The sequence below is a fragment of the Nitrosovibrio tenuis genome (assembly GCF_900109785.1).
GTDB classification, from domain to species: domain Bacteria; phylum Pseudomonadota; class Gammaproteobacteria; order Burkholderiales; family Nitrosomonadaceae; genus Nitrosospira; species Nitrosospira tenuis_A.
This window is the reverse complement of the sequence record NZ_FOBH01000006.1, coordinates 48,351-73,290: the sequence shown is the minus strand read 5'-3', so window position 1 is coordinate 73,290 and position 24,940 is coordinate 48,351. Positions and strand designations below refer to the sequence as shown.

Below are 24,940 nucleotides of genomic sequence, written 5' to 3'. Positions count from 1 at the left end.
ATGGTGGTCCTGATCAGGCGCTGTTCAATCTCTCGTCGAATGCAGGAGTTCCTCCACATCAGGCTCGAATGTTTCGGAATCGAAGGCTTTGTCGCCATCGGGGAAAGGCTCGTTTCCAGCCTTCAGTCGTTTAAAATCATAGAGCGCGGGATCGAGCAGATGCGAGGGCTGGATATTCTGCAACGCGGTAAACATGGTTTCCAGCCTGCCCGGGAATTTCCTATCCCACTGCTGCAGCATTTCCCCCACGACCTGGCGCTGAAGGTTTTTCTGGGAACCGCACAAGTTGCACGGAATGATGGGAAAATTTTCCATTTCGGCATAGGCCGCCAGGTCTTTCTCCTTGCAGTACGCGAGCGGGCGGATCACGATGTTCCGGCCATCGTCGCTCACCAGCTTGGGTGGCATGGTTTTGAGCTTGCCGCCGTAAAACAGATTTAGAAATAGCGTTTCCAGGATATCGTCGCGGTGGTGTCCCAGCGCAATTTTTGTCGCGCCCAGCTCCCCCGCCACGCGGTACAGCGCTCCCCGACGCAAGCGCGAGCACAGGCTGCAAGTCGTCTTGCCTTCAGGAATCAGGCGCTTTACCACGCTGTAGGTATCCTGTTCGACGATGCGGAACGGCACGCCAATAGCGGAGAGATATTCCGGCAATACGTGTTCGGGAAAACCTGGCTGTTTCTGATCCAGATTCACGGCGATCAACTCGAACCGTGTTTGCGCGTGAGCCTGCAAACTGCGCAGGATATCGAGCAGGGCGTAGCTGTCCTTGCCGCCCGAGAGACACACCATCACGCGGTCTCCCTCCTCGATCATATTGAAATCGGCAATAGCCGTACCGACGAGCCGCCTTAACCGCTTGTGCAGCTTGTTCATGTCATGTTGCGCTTTTCTGGAAACAGCTTCCGTTGTGCTCATTGTAAAAATCCGCTCTTGAAAATAGGTGACGAATGGTGACGAATGAACCGATCGGTCCGATTGGACGGATCCTTTATGCGAAGCGCTTGAGGCTCGCCCGCCCCGGCAATTGCCTGCATTTTCCCAGATTAGATGAGGTTTGGACAGTACCGGTGTGCCTGAAGCATTCACCTGCAAAGATAACCTGCATCGCTTGCGCAATGGCTGCCTATGTCAATCTAAATATGCAAAAAACAGATAAGCAAATGAAATGTTATTAGTTTCAATTATAAAGAGCCACTGGTAATTTTCTGCTGTGCTGTGCTGTTCATCTCAAGAGAACTCGAATGTCCGGGAATATAAAAATTGCTGACGTGGAAGAAAAGCAGCTTTCGCCAGGACAGACTGGCAGATGCATTCCCATGGATGTCAGACAGCAAATTCTGCGCGCAATCGCCAATATCGAATATGGTTCGGTGGAGGTGGTGGTTCACGATGGCAAGGTTGTGCAGATAGAGTGCCGCGAAAAAATTCGCGTGGCCCGTCACCCACCCGGCCGGACTGATTCCGTAAAACAAAGCTGAGGAATTCAGGCTGATTCAGAGCCGACGAAAAGGCCCGACAAATTAAAACGATTACACCGATCAAGCAATTGGGGGCAGCAGGGAAACAGCCGTATCTCTGCATCCGGCCGAATCAGCGGAGGGGCGCTTCGGGAAAGAGAATGAAGTATTTTCGGCGCATGGCGCTTGCGTCCGCGGTCGGCATCTTATCTATAAACCCGCTTCAGGCAGAGGTGGGCAGAAAATTGTCGGGCGATTCCGGGGCAACCCAACAAGGAGCGCAGGGAGTTGGCCAAGCCAGGGTGTCTGACGTAGATAAATGGTTGAGCCAATCGGATGGCAATTATAAATGGGCGCTCCCATCATTGGATACATCCGCTGCATCCGATAAACCGGCTGCCCCACTTCCAGCCCAACCGGAAGCAAGCAAACAAAACACGAGCTATTACCGCCGTGCAGACAGCTATGCTACCAATCCTGACTCCGATCCACCCAGATATGTACGCAGGTTGAGCGAGATTGGCGTTGATGCACTCAAGGATATTACATGGCTGGAAATTGGTTTCGAGCACCGCACTCGTTATGAAATGCGCCACAATGATATACGCCATGTTGAAGGCGGGTTCGATAACCCTTTCTTTCTGCGTTCCCGCGCATATCTGGGAATAAAAGAAATCCTCGATCCATTCCGCTTCGCAGTCGAGTTTCAGGATTCACGAGTTTACAACCACAAATTTCCCCCGACCGATCAGGAAAGAAACCTCTACGACCTCATCCAGGGATATGGCGAATTATATCTCAAGGACGCGTTGGGTGAGGACGATCGCAAACAGAACCGGCCGCTGAGATTCCGGGCGGGACGCATGGCCTACGAAGTGCTGGACCGGCGTTTCCTTGCGCGCAATGAATGGCGTAATACCACCAATACCTTCGAAGGCTTTCGCCTGAATCTAGGTCAGCAAGATAACGACTGGGAAGTCGATATGTGGGGGATGCAGCCGGTCAGGCGCCTGCAAACCGAATTTGATGAGGCTAACCATCACCTGTGGTTTTTTGGTGCAATCGGTCACTGGCGCAAGTGGTCCGACATCATCACGCTTCAGCCCTATTACATGGGTCAGAAGCAAACGGCTGACCCCAATGGCTTTACCGCAACAAACCGGCTCGATCGGGAAATCCACATGCCGTCGTTGCGCGGCTACGGCAGGATTGGAAACCTGCTGGACTACGATCTCAATTTCAGTTATCAGTTCGGTACGAATGGTACCCAGGTGCATGATGCATATGGATACACGGCCGAAGTAGGGCGGAACTTCAATTACGCCTGGAAACCGCGTGTAAGTGCTTTTTATGGTTACGCAACCGGTGATCGTAATCCCAACGACAACCAGAATAATCGTTTTGACCGTTTTTTTGGTTTTGCCCGACCTTGGTCGTCAGATCATTATGTTATTTATGAAAACATCAAGGCCCCCAGAATCAGGTTTGACCTGCAGCCGACCCAGAAACTGGGGTTTGAAGCCAGCTATGCCTGGTTCTGGCTGGCCAGCAAGACGGATCGTCTTTTCGATTCATTCGACGGCAACATCAGCGTCACCAAGGATCCCGGTTTCAATCGGGATAGGACCGGGAGAAGCGGCGATTACGTCGGGAGCGCGCTGGAATTGCGCGTACGTTATCAGCCCGCATCGCGAGTTAACATCGTCGTGGGTTACTCCCACTTTATCGCTGGCGAATTCGTTAAAAATGTAATAGCGGCACATCCTACCCAAATCGACCAGCGCTCAGGAAACACCGACTTTTTTTACGTTGAAGTGTTAGTCAGTGCCTTTTAAATGATCTTGAAACGTCACTTGGTTTTTTCGGAAGCAATCGGGCTATATAAACCCTCTATATGAAAAAAAGAGATAATAAAATCAAATCTTATTAGTTCCTCATATAAGGGGAGACTGGTAACTTCTACCCCATCAATACTTCTTTGCGGTGACTGAAGGTACTGACTACTGACCGCCAGGCGTCGCCTTCTCGTATCCCAGAGCAGTAGTCAGACAAGACCGCGAGAAAGTTTGTTTGTTGGCTCGTAAGTGCCGATAGCGTGCCGAAAAAATTAGCGTGGGACGGTATCAGCGAGGCTACCGAAGCATTCCATAAAACACTGCCTCCTAAATCCTGAAGCGGAAACATTGGCCCAACAATCTAGAAATTACACCGACCAAACAGTTGGAGGTGACATAAAAATAACCCATGTTCGCACCCGACCGAAACAACGGAGGAGCGGTTCAGGAGAGAGGAATGAAAGTTTTTTGGCGAGTCGGACTTGCCTTCGCAATCGGTGCATCACCTATCAACCCGCTTCAGGCGGACGAGAGTAACAAGCAATCCGGGAATTTCCCGGCAACTCAACAAGGCGTGCAGACAATGGCCCAGGCCGAAGTATCCGATTCAGATAAATGGTCAATCAAATCACCCCCCGAGAATCTTAAGTGGGCGATCAGGCCGTCGGATGAAAATTACAAATGGGCGATTCCGCCCTCGGGTACACCTGCGTCATCGGATAAGCCAGCCGCGTCAGCTTCGCCCAAACCGGACGCCGGCAAGAAATCGACAAGCTATTTCAGGCCTGCCAGCAGCTACTCTACCCAGCCGGAATCCGATCCGCCGAGATATGTACGCAACCTGAGCAAGACGGGTATCGAAGCATTCAAGGATATCACCTGGCTGGATGTCGGCCTGGATCACCGGACGCGTTACGAATTTCGCAGTAATGATATACGCCGTACTGACCTCCGACTGGACGAGCCATTCCTGCTGCGGACCCGCGCCTATTTAGGGGTTAAGCAAATCCTTGATCCGCTGCGCGGGGCTATCGAATTTCAGGACTCGCGGCGCTACAACGGGCATTTTCCGCACGATGACCGTGACTTCAATGAATTCGAACTGATCCAGGCATACGGCGAATTGTACTTTAAAGGAGCGCTAGGTGAGGATGATCGGAAGCAGCAACGCCCGATCAGGTTTCGGGCAGGCCGCATGGCTTATGAAGCCCTGGATCGGCGCCTGATCGGTCGAAACGAATGGCGCAACACCACGAATACCTTTGAAGGCTTCCGCATCAATCTGGGACAGGAAGTCAATAACTGGGAGATCGATACATGGGCTTATCAACCGGTCAAACGCTTGCCGACCGAATTTGATCAGCGCATCGAGAACCTGTGGTTTTATGGTGTGATCGGCCATTGGCGCGAGTGGTCGGACATCATCACGCTCCAGCCTTATTACATGGGGCTCGTGCAGGACGGCAGCAAGGGACAACCTGGAAATGGGCAAATCGACCGTGAGATTCAGGCACCGGCCTTGCGCGGTTACGGAAAGATCCCCAATACCAACCTGGATTACGACTTTAATCTGATTTACCAGTTTGGCCGAAACAGCGGACAGCGCCATGAGGCCCATGGCTATACTCTTGAGGCGGGGTATACCTTCCAGCACAGCTGGAAACCGCGTCTCAGCGCTTTTTATGGCTATGCCACCGGCGACCGTCATCCTAATGACAACGTGGACAACCGTTTCGAGCGCTTCTTTGGTTTCGCGCGGCCGTGGTCCGCGGATGATTACATCGTGTTCGAGAATATCAAGGCTCCAAAAATCAAGCTTGAATTTCAGCCTGCGAAAGATCTGCGCATAGACGGGGGCTACAGCTGGTACTGGCTTGCAAGTCGTACGGACCGCTTCAATAACCTCATGGATGGCAACAACAGCGCCATCCAAAACCCTGGTTTCAATCGCGATCCCTCCGGAAGAAGCGGCGACTTCATCGGTCACAACTTCGATATCCGCGCACGCTACAAGCTCACCCCGAACATCGACACTACCGTGGGTTATTCGCACTTCACCAGTGGCGAGTTCACGCGCAACCGGCAAATCGCAGCGCTTGGCAGAAGTCCCGGCAGCTCGGATTTTTTCTATGTCGAGGTTGTACTCAGTGCGTTTTGATGGAATATCTGAACTTTTCTCATAGCTAACTCAAAAAGGAACAATGATGAAATTCAAAGCTCGGCTGGCGTCCAGCCTACTGGCAACCGGCCTTATCATCGCGGCCAATGTATGGGCCGATAAAACGATACTGAATGTTTCCTACGATCCAACGCGGGAACTTTATCAGGAGTTTAATGGCGCGTTCGCTAAATACTGGGAGCAAAAGGCCAAGGAGAGGGTGACCATAAAACAATCCCATGGGGGTTCCGGCAAACAGGCGCGCTCGGTGATCGACGGTCTTGAGGCTGATGTGGTCACGCTCGCGTTAGCCAATGATATCAACGCGATTGCGGAGAAGGCCCAGTTGCTGCCGGCCGATTGGCAGACGCGCTTACCGCTTAACAGCACGCCTTATACCTCAACCATCATCTTTCTGGTACGCAAGGGAAATCCAAAGGGTATCAAGGACTGGAACGATCTTGCGCGCCCAGGCGTATCCGTGATTACTCCCAACCCGAAAACCTCTGGCGGCGCGCAATGGAATTATCTGGCGGCTTGGGAGTTTGGAAAACGGCATTTCGGCGAAGCCAGAGCAAAAGAATTCGTTGCCGACATCTATAAGAATGTTCCGGTGCTCGACTCCGGTGCGCGTGCCTCGACCACCACTTTCGTGGAGCGCGGCGTCGGAGACGTCTTCATCTCGTGGGAAAACGAAGCTTTTCTGGCGATCAAGGAACTGGGTCCCGGCAAGTTCGAGATTGTGGTGCCGTCACTGAGCATTCTCGCAGAGCCGCCGGTTGCGGTAGTGGATAAGGTAGTGGACAAGAAACGGACGCGAGCAGTTGCTGAAGCGTACCTGCAGTATCTTTATTCGGATGAAGGCCAGGAGATCGCAGCAAAGAACTTCTACCGTCCCACCAATGCCAAGATTGCTGCGAAATATGCCCATCAGTTTCCCCCCATCAAACTGTTCAAGATCGATGACGCGTTTGGCGGATGGAAGAATGCCTATAAGGTCCACTTTGCCGATGGTGGGACCTTCGATCAGATTTACCAGAAATAATTACGCAGACCTCGCTATCCGCGATGCAGACAGCCTGTAATGATTTTGAAAGGAGTGGAAAAATGAACGTTTCCGTGAATGAGACAAAGGATGAATTGGCACGCATTCAGGAGGCCACGGACTATCCGGTTCAACGTTCTGAGGATGGCTGGATAGTCGGGCATTTTTTCAATTGCTGGCTATCGAGCGTCTTCCAGCCGGTCTTCGACACGAGTGGACGTACGGTAACTGGACACGCCGCTTATATTCGCTCCGCAACGGATGGTACAAGCGTCCTGTCCCCCTGGAAGGTCTTTGCCTTGACTGAGGGAGATGCGCTGCTGGTGCGTTTCGATCGCCTCTGCCGTGTGATTCATGCTCTCAATTATTTCGCCAACGCTTCACATGGCGATCTTTTTGTAACGGTTCAGCCGCGTCTGTTGGAAAGCGTCAAGGATGATCATGGCCGTGCGTTCGAGAGAATACTCAATATCATTGGAGCAGAGACTTCGCGAGTGGTCATCGAAATCCCCACCGAGGTGAATCGGGACTCACGGTTGCTCAAGCACGTGATCAGCAATTATCGGTCGCGTGGTTATCGAATAGCAGTCAATCACAGCGGTGCGAGCGAGGATTGGATGGCGGAACTTGCCAGCCTTTATCCTCTGTATCCCGATATTGTCAGGCTGGAGGCTTCCATTCTCCTGCGCCGTTACGGAACGGGCTCTCTGGTGGACGCAGTGCATCACTTTGGCGCGTCGGTTCTGGTGCATGAGATCGAAACAACACAGCAGATGACCGCCGCCATCCAGGCGAGAGCGAATTTTCTGCAGGGGCGCGCTCTCGGTATGCCGGTCCGCGCGATTGAGTCGGTTGTGCCAGTGGTCGATAACAGAACAATATCCGGCGCTGGCTGGAAATCATCGGTAAAGCCTTGATTCAGGGGTAATTTCTAATGCATACATTTAAACAGCACAGTGTGCTTCCGGGATTCAATCTTGCGCTTGGGTTCACGCTGCTGTATCTGAGCCTGATTGTACTGATCCCTCTTTCGGCTGCGTTTATCCGGACGGCATCCCTCACCTGGGCCGAATTCTGGGATGTGGTCACTACGCCCAGAGTGCTCGCGTCCTATCGCCTGACATTTGGCGCGTCCTTTGCGGCCGCGCTCGTCAATGCCGTATTCGGGCTTCTCGTGGCATGGGTTTTGGTACGTTATCGTTTTCCAGGAAAAAAACTGGTGGATGCTCTGGTCGATCTTCCGTTTGCGCTGCCCACCGCGGTGGCTGGTATTGCGCTGACTGCGCTCTATGCCGGGAATGGATGGATCGGCCAGTTTTTTGAACCGCTCGGCATAAAGATCGCTTTTACGCCGCTCGGTGTTTTTGTGGCGTTGACCTTTATCGGGTTGCCTTTCGTGGTGCGGACGGTTCAGCCGGTGCTCGAGGACATCGAGGCGGAACTGGAGGAGGCGGCGGCCACGCTGGGCGCAAACCGGCTGCAAACATTCTCGCGGATTATTTTTCCCACGCTTTTTCCAGCGCTGATTACCGGCTTCGCGCTTGCTTTTGCACGCGCGATCGGCGAATACGGATCGGTTATTTTTATTGCCGGCAATATGCCCATGATCTCTGAAATCACGCCGCTTCTGATTATTACCAAACTTGAACAATATGACTACACAGGCGCCACTGCGCTGGCGGTGGTGATGCTGATCATTTCGTTCGTGATGCTGTTGATCATCAATCTGCTGCAGTGGTGGAGCCGCCGCCGCAGGGCCTCAGCATGAGAAAGATCCGATGAATACCGTCGTTCTTCCTGCACCTTCAAGCGCGCGCCCTTCAAATACCCACGGGCGGTCAACGCAGGAGCCTGTCTGGGTGCGCTGGGCCTTGATAGGCCTGGCTTTGTCCTTTCTCACGCTGTTTCTTTTCGTTCCTCTGATCTCGGTATTTTATGAAGCGCTTAAAAAGGGTATAGACGTGTATGTCGCTGCGATTACCGATCCGGATGCGGTATCGGCGATCCAGCTTACCCTCACTGCTGCCGCGATCGCAGTGCCGCTCAATCTGATTTTCGGCATAGCGGCTGCATGGGCTATTGCCAAATTCGAATTTCGCGGCAAGAACCTGCTCATCACGCTCATCGATCTGCCATTTTCAGTCTCGCCGGTTGTGTCGGGGTTGATTTACGTGCTGATTTTCGGCCTGCAAGGCTGGCTCGGGCCGTGGCTGGCGGAACAGGACATCAAGATAATTTTCGCCGTGCCCGGCATCGTGCTCGCCACCATATTTGTAACGGTTCCCTTTATCGCACGCGAATTGATACCGTTGATGCAGGCGCAGGGTACCGAGGAGGAAGAAGCTGCTGTGGTGCTGGGCGCAAATGGCTGGCAGACGTTTTTTCATGTGACGCTGCCGAACGTCAGGTGGGGGTTGCTCTACGGCGTTATTCTTTGCAACGCACGCGCGATGGGTGAGTTCGGCGCTGTATCTGTCGTATCCGGCCACATACGCGGCAGTACCAACACCTTGCCGCTTCACGTCGAGATTCTGTATAACGAATACAATTTCGCGGCTGCGTTTGCCGTGGCGTCGCTGCTGGCGCTGCTGGCGCTGGTAACACTGGCGCTGAAAACGGTAGTCGAATCGAAAAATAAAGGAAACAAGGAATATACCGATGAGTATACAGGTACGTAATCTCTCCAAGCAATTCGGGACTTTTTCCGCGCTGCGCGACGTCAGCCTGGAAGTAAGATCGGGTGAACTGCTCGCGCTGCTCGGCCCTTCAGGATCCGGAAAAACCACGCTGCTGCGAGTGATTGCCGGGCTGGAGGCCGCGGATACCGGGCAGGTGCTGTTTCAAGGTGAAGACGCAACGGACCAGCATGTGCGCGAGCGCCAAGTGGGATTTGTCTTCCAGCATTACGCACTGTTCAGGAATATGACTATCTTTGAAAACGTGGCGTTTGGTTTGCGTGTACGCCCGAGGAAATTCCGCCCGACTGAGGCGGAGATTCGCAGCCGCGTTCATGAATTGCTGAAACTCGTACAATTGGACTGGCTGGCCGACCGCTATCCGCACCAACTCTCGGGAGGACAGCGCCAGAGGATCGCCCTGGCACGGGCACTGGCGGTGGAACCAAAAGTTTTACTGTTGGATGAACCCTTTGGAGCGCTCGATGCCAAGGTACGGAAGGAGCTCCGCTCATGGCTGCGGAGACTTCACGACGAGATGCATATCACCAGCGTGTTCGTAACTCATGATCAGGAAGAGGCTCTGGAGGTTGCGGACCGCGTGGTAGTCATGAATGAAGGCCGCATTGAGCAGATCGGCACACCGGACGAAGTATACGAGCGCCCGGCGAGCCCCTTCGTTTACGAATTCCTTGGCAAGGTGAATTTGTTCCATGGCCGACTCCACCGCGGGCGCGCCTGGATAGGGGGAATTGAAGTCGATGCGCCTGAACATACCCAAGCCGAGGAACTTTCAGCCGTGGCCTACGTGCGCCCTCATGATATCCATGTGGACCGGGTAGTTAACGGCGATGGAGCGATTGCGGCACATGTATTTCACATTCTCTCGGTCGGCCCGGTAGTTCGCCTTGAACTGACACGCGACGACAGCGAGGATAAGGAATTGATTCAGGTTGAAATCAGCAAGGAGCGCTTCCGTGAACTGAAATTGGCGCGGGGCGAGCAGGTTTTTATTAGACCTGCACGATTCGATCTTTTCCCCGCTCAGATACATTAGAGGTTTGCCAGTTTGAAGTTATCGGCGGCCAGAGGGCAGCGAGGCTCTATCGCCCAATATTGCTGTTCATGCCGCTTACCCTAGAACAACGAAGCGATCGGACTGAAAACAAGAAAAACAACAACGCGCAATCCATGCCCGCTACTCAACAACTTCCAGAATGCCTTCCATCCCGTGTTCCCTGTGGCTTTTGAAAAAGAGCAGCTTCTTGGGGCAGTAGAAAGCATACTTGCCGGGCATGCTGGGGGTAAAAGCGAATGTTTGGGACTCCTGGCTCAGATCCCCATCGATCGAGATACTCGCTTCGGGCGCTTTGAGCACAAGTCCGTGAGGGATGATCCCACGCTCCACGCGAACCACAAACATTACGGGCTTGTTGACTTTGACGATGATGTGGCTGGGCCTGAAAAAATAATCACCCGCCACGATGTTCACGTGTTGCACGCCATCAATGTCCATTACTGCGCGATAGGGTTTATTGCCGGGCTGCGCGCCCAGCCGCCCCGCTGCGCAGCAGACGGCCAACGCCAGCACAACGAGGGATAAAAAACGGAAGGATAAAAATCGCACTGATTTCATGTTGATTTACTCACCACATGGTTCCGAATCCCGACAAGGCCCGCGGCATCGCTTCGGTCACCCAGGTTGGTGGAGAGGAAGCAAATGCATCATCTGTACCATACCCAGAATGCTTGCCGGGCGCAGCAACAAAAAAGCCCCGCTCGTGAGAGTCGGGGCTTTTTTTATTGTAAGGTGCCTGGCAGTGACCTACTTTCGCATGCGAATGCACACTATCATCGGCGCGACTCCGTTTCACGACCCTGTTCGGGATGGGAAGGGGTGGGTCCAAAGCGCTATGGCCGCCAAGCGTAGCTTTTACCGTAACGAGCAATACAGATCGTGACAATAAGTCACGACCTATCGCACGTCCGGCTTGGAAGAAGTAAGTAATAAATAATCAAGAATTATATGAGTAATGGATCAGTTGTATCTGGCAATACCTATATTACTACCTGTTTTGCTTAAGGTTATAGGATCAAGCCGCACGGTCAATTAGTATCGGTTAGCTTAACGCATTACTGCGCTTCCACACCCGACCTATCAACGTCGTGGTCTACGACGAACCTTTAGGGAGGTTTAACCCCCGGGAAGTCTCATCTTGAGGCGAGTTTCCCGCTTAGATGCTTTCAGCGGTTATCTCTTCCGCACTTAGCTACCCGGCGATACGACTGGCGTCATAACCGGTACACCAGAGGTGCGTCCACTCCGGTCCTCTCGTACTAGGAGCAGGTCCCCTCAAACTTCCAACGCCCACGGCAGATAGGGACCAAACTGTCTCACGACGTTTTAAACCCAGCTCACGTACCACTTTAAATGGCGAACAGCCATACCCTTGGGACCGGCTACAGCCCCAGGATGTGATGAGCCGACATCGAGGTGCCAAACTCCCCCGTCGATATGAACTCTTGGGAGGAATCAGCCTGTTATCCCCGGCGTACCTTTTATCCGTTGAGCGATGGCCCTTCCATACAGAACCACCGGATCACTATGACCTGCTTTCGCATCTGCTCGACTTGTCAGTCTCGCAGTCAAGCACGCTTTTGCCATTGCACTATCAGCACGATTTCCGACCGTACCTAGCGTACCTTCGTACTCCTCCGTTACACTTTGGGAGGAGACCGCCCCAGTCAAACTGCCTACCATACACGGTCCCCGATCCAGATAATGGACCCAGGTTAGAACCTCAACAACATCAGGGTGGTATTTCAACGTCGGCTCCATGAGCTCTGGCGAGCCCACTTCAACGCCTCCCACCTATCCTACACAGATATTGTCAAAGTCCAATGTAAAGCTACAGTAAAGGTGCACGGGGTCTTTCCGTCTAGCCGCGGGGAGATTGCATCTTCACAAACATTTCAACTTCGCTGAGTCTCAGGAGGAGACAGTGTGGCCATCGTTACGCCATTCGTGCAGGTCGGAACTTACCCGACAAGGAATTTCGCTACCTTAGGACCGTTATAGTTACGGCCGCCGTTTACCGGGGCTTCGATCAAGAGCTTGCACCCCATCACTTAACCTTCCGGCACCGGGCAGGCGTCACACTCTATACGTCCACTTTCGTGTTTGCAGAGTGCTGTGTTTTTATTAAACAGTCGCAGCCACCATTTCTTTGCAACCCCCATCCGCTTCACACGCGAGGTGCTACACGTACCGGGGGCACACCTTATCCCGAAGTTACGGTGTCAATTTGCCGAGTTCCTTCTCCTGAGTTCTCTCAAGCGCCTTGGAATTTTCATCCCGCCCACCTGTGTCGGTTTGCGGTACGGTCTTCATCCAACTGAAGCTTAGTGGCTTTTCCTGGAAGCAGGGTATCACTCACTTGGCGCCCCGAAGGGCGTTTCGTTATCACGCCTCAACTAAGCCGCCCGGATTTGCCTAGGCGGCACGTCTACACGCTTCAACCGGGACATCCAACACCCGGCCGAGCTAACCTTCTCCGTCCCCACATCGCATTGGACAAAGGTACTGGAATATTAACCAGTTTCCCATCAGCTACGCATTTCTGCCTCACCTTAGGGGCCGACTCACCCTGCGCCGATGAACGTTGCGCAGGAAACCTTGGGCTTACGGCGAGGGAGCCTTTCACTCCCTTTATCGCTACTCATGTCAGCATTCGCACTTCCGATACCTCCAGCAGCCTTCTCAAGCCACCTTCGCAGGCCTACGGAACGCTCTCCTACCATCTACACTTGCGTGTAAATCCCTAGCTTCGGTGCACAGTTTGAGCCCCGTTACATCTTCCGCGCAGGACGACTCGATCAGTGAGCTATTACGCTTTCTTTAAAGGATGGCTGCTTCTAAGCCAACCTCCTGACTGTTTTAGCCTTCCCACTTCGTTTACCACTTAACTGTGTCTTGGGGACCTTAGCTGAGGGTCTGGGTTGTTTCCCTTTCGACACCGGACGTTAGCACCCGATGTCTGTCTCCCACGCTCGCACTCTTCGGTATTCGGAGTTTGCCATGGTTTGGTAGGCCTAAACGGCCCCCTAGCCATAACAGTGCTCTACCCCCGAAGGTGATACGTGAGGCACTACCTAAATAGTTTTCGGAGAGAACCAGCTATTTCCAGATTTGTTTAGCCTTTCACCCCTACCCACAGCTCATCCCCTAATTTTTCAACATTAGTGGGTTCGGACCTCCACGAGGTGTTACCCTCGCTTCATCCTGGCCATGAGTAGATCATCTGGTTTCGGGTCTACACCCAGCAACTAATCGCCCTATTAAGACTCGCTTTCGCTGCGCTTCCCCTATTCGGTTAAGCTCGCTACTGAATGTAAGTCGCTGACCCATTATACAAAAGGTACGCAGTCACGGAACAAGTCCGCTCCCACTGTTTGTATGCATGCGGTTTCAGGATCTATTTCACTCCCCTTCCGGGGTTCTTTTCGCCTTTCCCTCACGGTACTGGTTCACTATCGGTCGATTACGAGTATTTAGCCTTGGAGGATGGTCCCCCCATGTTCAGACAGGATTTCACGTGTCCCGCCCTACTTGTTCCAATCCTAGTTCCACACCCAAACTTTCGTCTACGGGGCTATCACCCGCTATGGCCCGACTTTCCAGACGGTTCGGCTGGTTCGAGTGCTAAAAATTGGAGGCTCCTCCCATTTCGCTCGCCACTACTCTGGGAATCTCGGTTGATTTCTGTTCCTCTGGCTACTTAGATGTTTCAGTTCACCAGGTTCGCCACGCTTGGCCTATGTATTCAGCCAAGGTTGACCCTTGCGGGCCGGGTTTCCCCATTCGGACATCTCCGGATCAAAGCTCGTTTGCCAGCTCCCCGGAGCTTTTCGCAGGCTTCCACGCCCTTCATCGCCTGTAATCGCCAAGGCATCCACCACATGCACTTATTCGCTTGATCCTATAACCTTAAGGGCTCTGGAGTCCAAAATGGGATGTCAGCCACATATGGCTTAATCCGAATCTTATTTTCCGAACCAATCGGCTACAGGTGTTTGCCCGTGTCGCATCCGACTAAAAATGCGACGCGTCGATACAATCTAACCCATTACTCCGCATCGGGAAATTATGGCTCAATCAAACAGCCATGCATCCACGACGCGAAATACTTTACTTCTTCCAAATTGTTAAAGAGCATCGAGACAGTTAGTGTGGAACAGGCTTGATGCAAAACGCCTGATTCCCTAAAACTTCACTTCTATCCCTAAATACAGCCGCTGGTTAAAAACCAGAAGTAAACGCTTCCGTTTACTTCTGGTTTCTAAATTATTATTTTCCGGATTTCTGAATTGGTGGAGGTGAACGGGATCGAACCGATGACCCCCTGCTTGCAAAGCAGGTGCTCTCCCATCTGAGCTACACCCCCTTAGCTGGTGGGTCTGGGTGGACTTGAACCACCGACCCCACGCTTATCAAGCGTGTGCTCTAACCAACTGAGCTACAGACCCTGAACAGAGCCCAAGAGTCAAGGACCAAAGGGCTGGGCTTAGTTTCTCCAGCCTTCCACTCCCCGGCCCCCAGTCTTGCTTTTCAAAACAACCGATAGGTTGTGGACACTTGAACCAGGAATTTCTCTGAAAGGAGGTGATCCAGCCGCAGGTTCCCCTACGGCTACCTTGTTACGACTTCACCCCAGTCATGAATCTCACCGTGGCAGGCGCCCTCCTTGCGGTTAGACTACCTGCTTCTGGTGAAACCCACTCCCATGGTGTGACGGGCGGTGTGTACAAGACCCGGGAACGTATTCACCGCGACATGCTGATCCGCGATTACTAGCGATTCCGACTTCACGGAGTCGAGTTGCAGACTCCGATCCGGACTACGACGCGCTTTCTGAGATTAGCTCCCCCTCGCGGGTTGGCAACCCTCTGTACGCGCCATTGTATTACGTGTGAAGCCCTACCCATAAGGGCCATGAGGACTTGACGTCATCCCCACCTTCCTCCGGTTTGTCACCGGCAGTCTCATTAAAGTGCCCAACTGAATGATGGCAATTAATGACAAGGGTTGCGCTCGTTGCGGGACTTAACCCAACATCTCACGACACGAGCTGACGACAGCCATGCAGCACCTGTGTTACCGCTCCCTTTCGGGCACGCCCACCTCTCAGCGGGCTTCGGTACATGTCAAGGGTAGGTAAGGTTTTTCGCGTTGCATCGAATTAATCCACATAATCCACCGCTTGTGCGGGTCCCCGTCAATTCCTTTGAGTTTTAATCTTGCGACCGTACTCCCCAGGCGGTCAACTTCACGCGTTAGCTGCGTTACCAAGTCCGTTAAGACCCGACAACTAGTTGACATCGTTTAGGGCGTGGACTACCAGGGTATCTAATCCTGTTTGCTCCCCACGCTTTCGTGCCTGAGCGTCAGTGTTAACCCAGGGGGCTGCCTTCGCCATCGGTGTTCCTCCACATCTCTACGCATTTCACTGCTACACGTGGAATTCCACCCCCCTCTGCCACACTCTAGCCTTGTAGTTTCAAACGCAGTTCCCAGGTTAAGCCCGGGGATTTCACATCTGACTTACAAAACCGCCTGCGCACGCTTTACGCCCAGTAATTCCGATTAACGCTTGCACCCTACGTATTACCGCGGCTGCTGGCACGTAGTTAGCCGGTGCTTCTTCTTCCGGTACCGTCAGTAGTCACGGGTATTAGCCGTGACCGTTTCGTTCCGGCTGAAAGAGCTTTACAACCCGAAGGCCTTCTTCACTCACGCGGCATGGCTGGATCAGGGTTTCCCCCATTGTCCAAAATTCCCCACTGCTGCCTCCCGTAGGAGTCTGGGCCGTGTCTCAGTCCCAGTGTGGCTGGTCGTCCTCTCAGACCAGCTACTGATCGTCGCCTTGGTAAGCCTTTACCTCACCAACTAGCTAATCAGGCATCGGCCGCTCTAAGAGCGCAAGGTCTTGCGATCCCCTGCTTTTCTCCGTAGAGATTATGCGGTATTAGCACACCTTTCGGTGCGTTATCCCCCACTCGAAGATACGTTCCGATGCATTACTCACCCGTTCGCCACTCGCCACCAGGGTTGCCCCCGTGCTGCCGTTCGACTTGCATGTGTAAAGCATGCCGCCAGCGTTCAATCTGAGCCAGGATCAAACTCTTCAGTTTAATACTGGTAAAACTCTCGCTTGACGTATTACCCGATTCCGAATTTACCCTGAGTCCTCAAATTGAGTTCCCGGGGCAATTGGAATCTTCTTACTTCGTGCGAGCACTTCAACTTTTGATACTCGGCCATCCCCTTTTAAGAAGAGAATAGCCATAGTGTCCCAGTCAAATGCCCACACCTATCGGCTGTAAATTGTTAAAGAGCAGTGCCGGCTTGAAATTTAACACCCTACAAGCCAAGCAACGAAAGGCGGCATTATACAGATACCAGAGAGACGGTCAAGGACTTTTGTCTTTTGTTTTTATTCTCCGTCAGGGGAGATTGTCACCCTGGCGAATTTTCGCTTGCCTACTTGCACCACAGCGGTTTGACCACGACCCAGTGTGATAGTTTTATCGCTGACCCTTTCGCCATTTAATTTTACACCACCTTGCTCAATCATGCGCAGTGCTTCTGTCGTACTGGCGGTCAATCCAGCCTGCTTGAGCAACTGGGAAATGGATAAACCTTCTTTTCCGGTATGCAATAATTTTTCCAGTATATCGTCCGGAGTTCCACCGCGCCTGAAACGGGCCTCGAAATCAGCAAGCGCTTTTTCGGCATCCTGATTGCTGTGGAAACGCGCAACGATTTCTTGGGCAAACATGACTTTGATATCCCGCGGATTACAGCCATGCTTCACCTCGTGCTGCCACTGGCGGATGACACTGGTAGGCTCAAAAGATAATAAATCGATGTATCGCCACATCAGTTCATCGGAAATCGACATCAGCTTACCGAAAATTTCGGCGGGACTCTCGGTAATTCCAACATAGTTGCCCGTGGATTTGGACATTTTGCTGACGCCATCCAGCCCCTCAAGAAGCGGCATGGTCAGAATACACTGAGGCGATTGCCCAAAATGCTTCTGCAATTCACGGCCCATCAGCAAATTGAATTTCTGATCGGTGCCACCCAGTTCGACATCTGCCCTGAGCGCAACCGAATCATAGCCCTGGATCAGAGGATAAATGAATTCGTGAATGGCGATCGCCTTGTTGCTTCGATAGCGTTTTCCGAAATCGTCACGCTCCAGCATGCGCGCGACGGTATGAGTCGCCGCCAGTTTTATCAGGTCGGCGGCGCTGAATTGATCCATCCAGGCGGAGTTGAATACGACCTCGGTCTGTTCAGGTTTGAGTATTCGGAAAACCTGGTTCTGATAGGATCGTGCGTTCTCGATCACCTGTTCGCGCGTGAGAGCAGGGCGAGTGGTATTCTTGCCACTGGGATCGCCGATCATTCCCGTGAAATCGCCAATCAGGAAGAGGGCATGGTGCCCTAAATCCTGAAAATGGCGCATCTTATTGAGCAGGACAGTATGCCCCAGATGCAGATCCGGCGCTGTGGGATCGAATCCCGCCTTGATTCTGAGAGGCCGATTGGAAGCAAGCTTCTGCTTCAACTCCTCTTCTAGCAGAAGCTCGCTACAACCGCGTCGGATAATTTCCAGCTCTTCTGGAATCTGTCTCGCCACCGTCACAACCAGTGTGTTTTAAACATCATTGTCCGCGGCAAATCCCCAATTGATCAGCTTATCAAGGACGGCGCTGACGTAATCGGCACGACGGTTCTGATAATCGAGGTAGTATGCATGTTCCCATACGTCGATCGTTAACAGCGGCTTCAGCCCTTTAATGATTGGCAGATCCGCATTGCTCGTCTTTATCACTTTGAGACTGTCCCCATCCTTTACCAGCCATGCCCAGCCACTGCCGAACTGTGTGGTCGCGGCGTTCGCCAGCTCTTTTTTACACGCATCCACACCACCAAACGAGGTTTCGATCTTTTGCCTCAAAGATGCGGGGGGCTCACCGCCTCCTTTTGGCGACAGACTGTTCCAGTAGAATGTGTGATTCCAGACTTGTGCCGCATTGTTGAAAATCGCTACCTTGTCGGCCTGGCCAGCCGTTGCGGCGATGACCCCCTCCAGGGACACATCCGCAAGCTCGGTCCCGGCTATCAGCTTGTTGAGGTTGTCGACATAAGTCTTGTGATGTTTCCCGTAATGGAAACCGAGTGTATTTGCCGATATGACAGGCTCCAGCGCGTTATCCGAATAGGGCAGAGGTGGGAGGGTATGTGGCGCATTTCCAGTTTGATTGCTCATCTTTTTCGCTCCTATGTGGTGACATAAAATCTGATCCGTTCTTACTCTCTGATTTATGCAGAGTAAGGCATATAAAAGCAACCGACAAGGCGTAAGAGATAGCTTATATCTCTGCCAAAAACCTGCCGCTCCAACTCATGAAGGACACAGGCGATGATAATAAATAAGTAGAATTGAAAACTGGTTTGTAATGAAGTGACCAAGGATACGCTGAATCAGCTCGGCAGAAACAGCGGATTCGTCGAGAGATTTTCAAAGCCAGGTGATCCCCGGGCTCGTTCCGGATAATTTACCTGTCAGTTTCTAAAACCAAGTATATCTCAAATATGTTCTTCCCCGTATTGGCGGCTACGTAAATCAGGCGATCGCGCAGCGAGGCAACAAATGCCTGGCTTATAATCGCGAACAACAATCGGCATCCAGCAAGGCTGGATTCAGCTACTAACGCTTTAGGGGAAATGAATATGACAGAACCTACCATTAAGTGCCCTAAGTGCCAAGCCGAAATCCGGCTTACCGAATCGCTTGCGGCACCGCTTATAAATGCCACGCGCCAGCAATACGAGCAGAGACTTTTGCAAAAGGATGGGGAAATCGCAGGGCGCGAACAAGGTATTCGCGAAAAAGAAAAGCAAATTGCGGAAGCCAGACGCACGCTGGATGATCAGATAGCCAGCCAGGTCGCCGCGCAGTTGAGTACAGAGCGTAATCGCGTTATTGCCGAAGAATCCAGAAAGGCAAAACTCGCCAATGCTGCCGAACTGGATAGCAGAGCGCGGGAAATTGCGGAGCTTCACGAAGTTCTTAAGGTACGCGATGAGAAACTGGCTGCGGCCCAAAAAGTGCAAGCGGAACTTGCCAGAAAACAACGCGAACTCGACGATGCCAAACGCGAACTCGAACTTACGATCGAAACACGTGTGCAGCATGGACTCAACGCGGTGCGCGCGCTGGCCAGGCAGGAGGCGGAAGAAGGTCTCAGACTCAAGGTAATGGAAAAAGATCAGACCATCGCATCCATGCAGCAAAAAATCGAGGAACTGAAGAGAAGAGCCGAGCAAGGTTCGCAACAATTGCAGGGCGAAGTGCAGGAACTCGCGCTTGAGAATCTGTTACGCATAAAGTTTCCCTTCGATGCAATCGAGCCGGTACCCAAGGGCGATTATGGAGGGGATGTTCTTCACCGTGTCGTGGGTGCGGCCGGGCAACCCGGGGGGACGATTTTGTGGGAGACAAAACGTACCAGAAACTGGAGCGATCTCTGGCTTGCAAAATTGCGCGAAGACCAACGCGCCGCCAAAGCCGAAATCGCGGTCATCGTGAGCCAGACGTTGCCAAAAGGTGTGGAAACTTTTGAAATGATCGACGGCATCTGGGTTGCGCACCCGCGCGCCGCGCTCCCCGTGGCGCTTGTCCTGCGACACTCACTGCTGGAGCTTGCGCTTGTGCGCCAGTCTTCCGAAGGCTTGCAAACCAAAACGGAACTGATTTATCAGTATCTCACCGGTCCGCGCTTCCGTCAGCGTGTTGAGGCGATAGTGGAAGCATTTTCCACCATGCAGGAGGACCTGGATAAGGAACGCAAGGTAATCATGAAGCAATGGGCCAAGCGCGAAGAGCAGATCATGCGCGTAATGAGCGCAACAGTAGGCATGTACGGCGACTTGCAAGGAATCGCGGGCAAGTCGCTCCAAGAGATCAAGGGGCTCAAGCTGAAGAGCTTGGGCCTGGACGAGGAATTGTAACGGTTCTTTCCAGCGAGCTGCGCTTTTGCAGCTGCTGAACCCACACGGCCAGACGTCATATTAATCCGGGATGGAGGCGGATCCACCCAGCTCGCGCGACCTATGGGTGTATGCCGGGCCGTTGAGCCCGGAAGGAAAGATGCTGACGCTCGATTCCGAGGGTCCGAATTGCGCGGAGGAGGGGAATCTGGTGAAGTACAGGGACGTGATTGAGGTGAAGCGTCAAGACCACCGGGTATTGATATCGCATATGCTGGGCAATGACGGAGAATGGCGCCCATTCATGATGGCGAATTATCAGCGGAAAAATGTAGTGGCCGAGCCGCCCCGTTCGTCCGCCGGGTGCAATAAACCAGCGGAAAAATGCTGGGCCATCATGCGCGATAGCGCCCATACGCGTCCCGTCCGAGCAAGCCTGAGTCTACATAGCATAACGCGACTAAGATTAGCTACAGTGCTGCTCGCAGATCCTGCTTCGGCCGCCTCGCTCGACGCTGGAAAAACCGGACAGGAGCGCGTTTAAAATCGGCAACGAGCGAGTCGCACCCACAACTACATTTGGGAGAGCTCGACCATTTCTCTGTCGGGATAGCGCTCCATCTGATACCTTTGCCACAACCTGGTCCCGATATGATAGGCCAGCATATCAGCGTTGAATTGCAAAATCGGATTACCCATTTCGCTTGTGGTTTGACGGAAGAGCTGCAGCCATCTTTCGAACAATTGGGCGTTGAGCCCCGGCAGAGCTACATGCTTGGGCATGGGGGCACCCCGAAAATGGCTGGTGCCACGCAGTTTCATCGACCAGAAATTGATCATTTGCACAAAATGCGCATCCCAGTCCACGACATGCGCTTCGAATATCGGACCCAGAGATGGATCACGCCTGGCCCGCGCATAAAATGTATGGACCAGTTGCGAAATCTCCTCTTCGGTACACAGGTTGGGGTCGGGGGCTATAAACTCTAGTTGTGACATGGCTATAAGTAAGTTAGAAAATAATAGATTATCGCAAACGCGGGGAGCCGTCATTTGGAATCTTCGTGGGTTACAGCGCTGATTCCGCATGACGGTATTGATAACTTATCACATTAGTTTATGTGATAAGTTTGACCGAGTAAAGAGTTTAACCTAAATCGGGCACTTGATCGCTTGGGGTAGTTCAGGGTCAACGACGGTCAAGCTAACGAGGAGCAGGCGGATCCAGTTGCTCCGGCGCCTTCTTGCATAGTTCTGAACTCAAGCTCCGCCCGCCCTGCGGCAAAGTGGGTAGGAAACGTCGGGACCCGCTGAACAAGTCCTCGCGGGACGCGATTGTGGCTGGGTAGGATGAGCGAAAGGTGACGCAGCGATTGGTGCGACCGGATGGTGGGCCGCTTTAGGGCGGAGCAGTGCCTTCTGGAGGAAAGTGCGATCTGGAAGTGAGCAGTTTCGAAATTGATGAAGTTCAGTGAACACGGTCGTGGCATCCCTTCGCTGTGCGATCCCGCTTTGCAGGAGTCATCGCCGATGCTTGGGGATGCCCCCGCAGCGGGTGCCCACAAACGCGGTCGCGGCACTCGACCTTGCCCGATCCGCTTCGCGGGGTCCGGGCTCCTTGGGCAGCGCCGGGGCGCCACCGCGTTGGACTTCCTGACATCGCAGACCAACAGCTACGACTCTGCATCGCGCCTTGTGATATTCCCGAGTTACTGTAACATGCTTGCGAGGCTCATGAGGACTTGTCCAGAGGCTCGCTAGAATACCCCTTCCCGCGATACTCCATCGCATCGCAATATGATACGCAACGTCTGCAGTGCTTCGAGCTGAATCTGGCGAACTCGTTCACGGGTAAGATCAAGTGTGGAGGCCAGTTGTTCCAGTGTTTGAATTTCATAACCGTTGAGGCCGTAGCGCTTTTCGATTATATAACGTTGTTTTTCATTTAGACGGTATAACCACTCTTGCACCCGGTCTTTGATCTCGGATTGTTCCAGCATGAGATCGGGGCCAGGCGTGTTGTCGTCGGGCATGATGTCACCCATGGATAGCAACGGGTCAACCTCGAGCGGCGCATCCAATGACATCATGCTCATGTTCAAGGACAGCATTCGCTGTACTTCCTTTACCGGGCGCCCGAGCAGATGCGCCACATCATTGGCCTTGGGCTCCTTTCCGGTATGCGCTTCGAGGTGACGGGCCGCCTGCAGAATAATGTTTAAATCCTTAATGACGTGTACCGGCAGACGAATAGTCCGCGATTGGTTCATGATGCAACGCTCGATATTCTGGCGTATCCACCATGTGGCATAGGTGGAGAAACGAAACCCGCGTTCCGGATCGAATTTGTCCAGCGCGTGCATCATTCCCATGTTTCCTTCTTCGATCAGATCCAGCAAAGCTACGCCATGATTGGTATAGTGCTTGGCGATATTTACCACCAGCCGCAGGTTACACTCAATCATTTTCTGGCGCGCAGAAAAATTGTCCTGCTTGACCTGGCGAGTCAGCTCCCCTTCTTCCTTCGCGGTCAACAGGCAGTTTTGCCCGATCTCATTGAAATAGATTTGCGTAACATCGGTCAGCAAATAATCGCTTTGAGGCTCCACCCCAGCAGCCGGCGCTGCCTCGGCAACTTCAGGGGGCAAGTCATCTGGATCCATTGGATCCGTCTGATCGAACGGCTCTTCGTCGCAGCTATAATTTAGTTGGCTCATCCAGATACCTCGGGTAAATGTTTCAGTGGATCCACAGGCTTTCCGTTCTTCCGAATTTCGAAGTGAAGTTTTACCAGATCGGTGTCAGTATTTCCCATCTCAGCGATTTTTTGCCCTTTGGCTACTGCTTGTCCTTCCTTTACCAAGATTTTATTGTTGTGAGCGTAAGCGCTCAGATAAGTATTATTATGCTTAATAATTATGAGCTTACCATAGCCGCGCAATCCTGCGCCGCTATAGACCACCTTGCCTGCTGCCGAGGCGGTGACTGCTTGCCCCGGCTTGCCCGAAATATCGATGCCCTTGGTACTTTCGGAAAACCCTTCCAGCACTTTGCCTTTTGTCGGCCAGATCCATTCAACCCCATCGTCATTTCGGACAGCTTCCGCCGTAGAGGGCTTGACACTGATTTCGGCATTTTTTTCAATCATTGCGTCAGCCTTGGCCACCGCCGGAAGAACTGCCACGGGGGTATCGGCCAAGCCCTTTAACTGTGCTACTGCCTGCTCGGAATACGGCAGTTTGAATGCTTTGGGCTGGTTTTTCAGCTTTTCGGTATTGCTCAGCGGTTTTGCTTCCGATAGCGCAAGAGTGCCGGGCGTAGCGATAGCCTTGGATGGCGATGCGGGTTGGGGGAGTGAAAAAAGAGAAGGCTGCGTCAGTTCGGCGGGTGGAGACAAGTAAAGCTGTTGGCCAACATGAATGGCACCCGGATAGTGAATATTGTTCCATTCGGCCAAATCCTTTTGACTAACCCTGTTACTCAGCGCGATGGAATAGAGGGTGTCGCCTTTCTGCACGACATGGATCTTGGGTCGTTGGACGGTTATTTCGGAAGTGGGACCCGGTGTATCTACCGTAATTTGCGGTTCTGCCGTGGTACGATCAATGATTGGCACGGGTTGCTGGGTCGATACGCAACCGGTGATCAGCAGAGATAAAAGAAGGCACGGTCGAAGAAGGGACGGCCCATATGTAAGGGCAAAGTTCTTTCCCGTAAATGATCCAAGACGGCATCCCATCTTAACCCGGGCGGACGATACACGACTATTCGCGTGCCCCTGCCTGATCCTTGTACGCCTCATTCCCATCTCTCACTTTAACGTTTCCAGATACCGGACATCATGGGGACAAACTTCACTTCATCGAGGATTATCTCCGTATATCCGTCCGAGTTGCGTTCGATAACGCACAGAGACTGCTTTTGATTTCCCTTGGGTAAAATCATCCTTCCGCCGACCGCCAATTGTTCAAGCAGCAGAGGAGGAATATGTGCCGTCGCGGCCGTTAGGATAATTGCGTCGAATGGCGCGCATTCTGGCAACCCGAGCAAACCATCAGCATGCTTCAGGCGTATATTGCCGAGCCGCAACTCACGCAAGCGGGCACGAGCGCGAGTGAGCAACGGGCCCACCCGTTCGATCGAATAGACCTCGCGCGCAAGCTGTGCCAATACGGCTGTCTGATAGCCGCAACCTGATCCGATTTCAAGCACTTTATCAACGCTCGAGCCTGCGCGTGCGAGCTCGCTCATGCGCGCTACGATAAATGGGCTTGAAATAGTCTGTCCAAAGTTTATAGGTAGGGCAACATCATCATAAGCGCGGGTTGCCAGAACTTCTTCGACGAAAATATGGCGAGGAACTACGCTCATTGCCGCCAGTACCACTTCGTCAGCGATACCTTGTGCGCGCAACCGCTCGATCATGCGCGCGCGGGTCCGCTGAGAAGTCATGCCGATTCCGGAGTGATGGCTATTCAAGCTCTTCATTACCTCGAGAAGGGGGCTGCAGCCATGTCCAAATGGCGACGGGAAATGTTGAATAAGTTTCCTGCGGTTCGCATTGGGATAAGATCGGGAGGATCACAAGCGTGCGACGTTAATTGTAGCGTGATCTACGATCTCAGAAAGTGCGGCGCAGCGACGCCCAAGGCGTTGCCGAACGGGCTCCGCGAAGCAGGGATCGGGCAGCGTCGGGTGCCGT

The 24,940-nt window shown here is 52.9% G+C and carries 18 protein-coding genes, 2 tRNA genes and 3 rRNA genes; 10 read left to right on the top strand and 13 right to left on the bottom strand.

All coding sequences use genetic code 11. The features are described from left to right. Nucleotides 1–24: 24 nt before the first annotated feature. Entirely contained in the window at nt 25–918 is an 894-nt protein-coding gene (gene ttcA, locus BMX00_RS09160) for a tRNA 2-thiocytidine(32) synthetase TtcA (RefSeq protein ID WP_090828719.1), read from the bottom strand. Between the two features lie 326 nt (nt 919–1,244). Between ttcA and BMX00_RS09150 the strand changes: the two genes are divergently transcribed. The 8 genes from BMX00_RS09150 (at nt 1,245) to BMX00_RS09115 (ending at nt 10,230) form a co-directional block, all read left to right on the top strand. Next, nucleotides 1,245–1,481, top strand: coding sequence for a YezD family protein (locus tag BMX00_RS09150; protein WP_090828717.1), 237 nt, complete (start codon nt 1,245–1,247; stop codon nt 1,479–1,481). A gap of 140 nt (nt 1,482–1,621) precedes the next feature. Beyond that, a complete protein-coding gene (locus tag BMX00_RS09145; RefSeq protein WP_090828716.1) occupies nt 1,622–3,295 on the top strand; it encodes an alginate export family protein in 1,674 nt (557 codons plus the stop codon). 457 nt (nt 3,296–3,752) lie between these two features. After that, on the top strand, nt 3,753–5,453 hold the full coding sequence (locus BMX00_RS09140) for an alginate export family protein (protein ID WP_090828715.1): 1,701 nt from the start codon (nt 3,753–3,755) through the stop codon (nt 5,451–5,453). Between the two features lie 46 nt (nt 5,454–5,499). Then, the gene (locus BMX00_RS09135; RefSeq protein ID WP_090828714.1) at nt 5,500–6,498 is read left to right on the top strand and encodes a sulfate ABC transporter substrate-binding protein; all 999 of its coding nucleotides are present in this window, start codon (nt 5,500–5,502) and stop codon (nt 6,496–6,498) included. 62 nt (nt 6,499–6,560) lie between these two features. Further along, entirely contained in the window at nt 6,561–7,415 is an 855-nt protein-coding gene (locus BMX00_RS09130) for an EAL domain-containing protein (protein ID WP_090828713.1), read from the top strand. A gap of 17 nt (nt 7,416–7,432) precedes the next feature. Then, nucleotides 7,433–8,266: a sulfate ABC transporter permease subunit CysT gene (cysT, locus tag BMX00_RS09125; RefSeq protein WP_090828712.1), complete on the top strand. Its 834-nt coding sequence runs from the start codon at nt 7,433–7,435 to the stop codon at nt 8,264–8,266. A gap of 10 nt (nt 8,267–8,276) precedes the next feature. Then, complete coding sequence (cysW, locus tag BMX00_RS09120) at nt 8,277–9,176, top strand: sulfate ABC transporter permease subunit CysW (RefSeq protein WP_090828711.1); 900 nt, start codon at nt 8,277–8,279, stop codon at nt 9,174–9,176. Continuing rightward, the gene (locus tag BMX00_RS09115) at nt 9,157–10,230 is read left to right on the top strand and encodes a sulfate/molybdate ABC transporter ATP-binding protein (protein ID WP_090828710.1); all 1,074 of its coding nucleotides are present in this window, start codon (nt 9,157–9,159) and stop codon (nt 10,228–10,230) included. The genes cysW and BMX00_RS09115 overlap by 20 nt, the downstream gene beginning before the upstream one ends. A 141-nt stretch (nt 10,231–10,371) precedes the next feature. Here BMX00_RS09115 and BMX00_RS09110 read toward each other — a convergent pair whose 3' ends face one another. The 8 genes from BMX00_RS09110 to BMX00_RS09075 all read right to left on the bottom strand — a co-directional run bounded on the left by BMX00_RS09110 (nt 10,372) and on the right by BMX00_RS09075 (nt 18,514). Continuing rightward, nucleotides 10,372–10,809, bottom strand: coding sequence for a cupredoxin domain-containing protein (locus tag BMX00_RS09110; RefSeq protein ID WP_090828709.1), 438 nt, complete (start codon nt 10,807–10,809; stop codon nt 10,372–10,374). Between the two features lie 176 nt (nt 10,810–10,985). Then, a 5S ribosomal RNA gene (gene rrf / locus BMX00_RS09105) occupies nt 10,986–11,098 on the bottom strand. Between the two features lie 164 nt (nt 11,099–11,262). Further along, nucleotides 11,263–14,152 (bottom strand): 23S ribosomal RNA (locus BMX00_RS09100). Nucleotides 14,153–14,541: 389 nt separating this feature from the next. After that, nucleotides 14,542–14,617 (bottom strand) — tRNA-Ala (locus BMX00_RS09095). A 5-nt stretch (nt 14,618–14,622) separates the two neighbouring features. Then, nucleotides 14,623–14,699: transfer RNA gene (locus BMX00_RS09090), tRNA-Ile, on the bottom strand. A 129-nt stretch (nt 14,700–14,828) separates the two neighbouring features. Beyond that, a 16S ribosomal RNA gene (locus BMX00_RS09085) occupies nt 14,829–16,364 on the bottom strand. The 16S, 23S and 5S rRNA genes sit together here with 2 tRNA genes alongside, the layout of an rRNA operon. A 302-nt stretch (nt 16,365–16,666) precedes the next feature. Beyond that, nucleotides 16,667–17,881, bottom strand: coding sequence for a tyrosine--tRNA ligase (gene tyrS, locus BMX00_RS09080; protein ID WP_090828784.1), 1,215 nt, complete (start codon nt 17,879–17,881; stop codon nt 16,667–16,669). An 18-nt stretch (nt 17,882–17,899) separates the two neighbouring features. After that, nucleotides 17,900–18,514: a superoxide dismutase gene (locus BMX00_RS09075; protein WP_090828708.1), complete on the bottom strand. Its 615-nt coding sequence runs from the start codon at nt 18,512–18,514 to the stop codon at nt 17,900–17,902. Nucleotides 18,515–18,978: 464 nt separating this feature from the next. Between BMX00_RS09075 and BMX00_RS09070 the strand changes: the two genes are divergently transcribed. Beyond that, nucleotides 18,979–20,259, top strand: coding sequence for a DUF2130 domain-containing protein (locus tag BMX00_RS09070; RefSeq protein WP_090828707.1), 1,281 nt, complete (start codon nt 18,979–18,981; stop codon nt 20,257–20,259). A gap of 70 nt (nt 20,260–20,329) precedes the next feature. Further along, nucleotides 20,330–20,782: a DUF1579 family protein gene (locus tag BMX00_RS09065; RefSeq protein WP_090828706.1), complete on the top strand. Its 453-nt coding sequence runs from the start codon at nt 20,330–20,332 to the stop codon at nt 20,780–20,782. A 29-nt stretch (nt 20,783–20,811) separates the two neighbouring features. Here BMX00_RS09065 and BMX00_RS09060 read toward each other — a convergent pair whose 3' ends face one another. The 4 genes from BMX00_RS09060 to BMX00_RS09040 all read right to left on the bottom strand — a co-directional run bounded on the left by BMX00_RS09060 (nt 20,812) and on the right by BMX00_RS09040 (nt 24,717). Further along, complete coding sequence (locus tag BMX00_RS09060; protein ID WP_090828705.1) at nt 20,812–21,237, bottom strand: group III truncated hemoglobin; 426 nt, start codon at nt 21,235–21,237, stop codon at nt 20,812–20,814. Between the two features lie 758 nt (nt 21,238–21,995). Continuing rightward, nucleotides 21,996–22,955 (bottom strand): RNA polymerase sigma factor RpoS, encoded by a 960-nt coding sequence (rpoS, locus tag BMX00_RS09050; protein ID WP_177171821.1) that lies wholly within the window; start codon nt 22,953–22,955, stop codon nt 21,996–21,998. Next, nucleotides 22,952–23,854 (bottom strand): peptidoglycan DD-metalloendopeptidase family protein, encoded by a 903-nt coding sequence (locus BMX00_RS09045; protein WP_245727983.1) that lies wholly within the window; start codon nt 23,852–23,854, stop codon nt 22,952–22,954. Before BMX00_RS09045 ends, rpoS begins: the two co-directional genes overlap by 4 nt. Nucleotides 23,855–24,054: 200 nt before the next feature. Next, on the bottom strand, nt 24,055–24,717 hold the full coding sequence (locus BMX00_RS09040; RefSeq protein ID WP_090828782.1) for a protein-L-isoaspartate(D-aspartate) O-methyltransferase: 663 nt from the start codon (nt 24,715–24,717) through the stop codon (nt 24,055–24,057). Nucleotides 24,718–24,940 lie beyond the last annotated feature (223 nt).

Bases quoted from the DNA above. Each gene is read 5' to 3' on its own strand.
- cysT (WP_090828712.1), top strand. From the start codon at position 7,433: ATGCATACATTTAAACAGCACAGTGTGCTTCCGGGATTCAATCTTGCG.
- rpoS (WP_177171821.1), bottom strand. From the start codon at position 22,955: ATGAGCCAACTAAATTATAGCTGCGACGAAGAGCCGTTCGATCAGACG.
- BMX00_RS09110 (WP_090828709.1), bottom strand. From the start codon at position 10,809: ATGAAATCAGTGCGATTTTTATCCTTCCGTTTTTTATCCCTCGTTGTG.
- BMX00_RS09115 (WP_090828710.1), top strand. From the start codon at position 9,157: ATGAGTATACAGGTACGTAATCTCTCCAAGCAATTCGGGACTTTTTCC.
- BMX00_RS09150 (WP_090828717.1), top strand. From the start codon at position 1,245: ATGTCCGGGAATATAAAAATTGCTGACGTGGAAGAAAAGCAGCTTTCG.
- BMX00_RS09135 (WP_090828714.1), top strand. From the start codon at position 5,500: ATGAAATTCAAAGCTCGGCTGGCGTCCAGCCTACTGGCAACCGGCCTT.
- cysW (WP_090828711.1), top strand. From the start codon at position 8,277: ATGAATACCGTCGTTCTTCCTGCACCTTCAAGCGCGCGCCCTTCAAAT.
- BMX00_RS09060 (WP_090828705.1), bottom strand. From the start codon at position 21,237: ATGTCACAACTAGAGTTTATAGCCCCCGACCCCAACCTGTGTACCGAA.
- ttcA (WP_090828719.1), bottom strand. From the start codon at position 918: ATGAGCACAACGGAAGCTGTTTCCAGAAAAGCGCAACATGACATGAAC.
- BMX00_RS09140 (WP_090828715.1), top strand. From the start codon at position 3,753: ATGAAAGTTTTTTGGCGAGTCGGACTTGCCTTCGCAATCGGTGCATCA.
- BMX00_RS09145 (WP_090828716.1), top strand. From the start codon at position 1,622: ATGAAGTATTTTCGGCGCATGGCGCTTGCGTCCGCGGTCGGCATCTTA.
- BMX00_RS09065 (WP_090828706.1), top strand. From the start codon at position 20,330: ATGGAGGCGGATCCACCCAGCTCGCGCGACCTATGGGTGTATGCCGGG.
- BMX00_RS09130 (WP_090828713.1), top strand. From the start codon at position 6,561: ATGAACGTTTCCGTGAATGAGACAAAGGATGAATTGGCACGCATTCAG.
- BMX00_RS09075 (WP_090828708.1), bottom strand. From the start codon at position 18,514: ATGAGCAATCAAACTGGAAATGCGCCACATACCCTCCCACCTCTGCCC.
- BMX00_RS09070 (WP_090828707.1), top strand. From the start codon at position 18,979: ATGACAGAACCTACCATTAAGTGCCCTAAGTGCCAAGCCGAAATCCGG.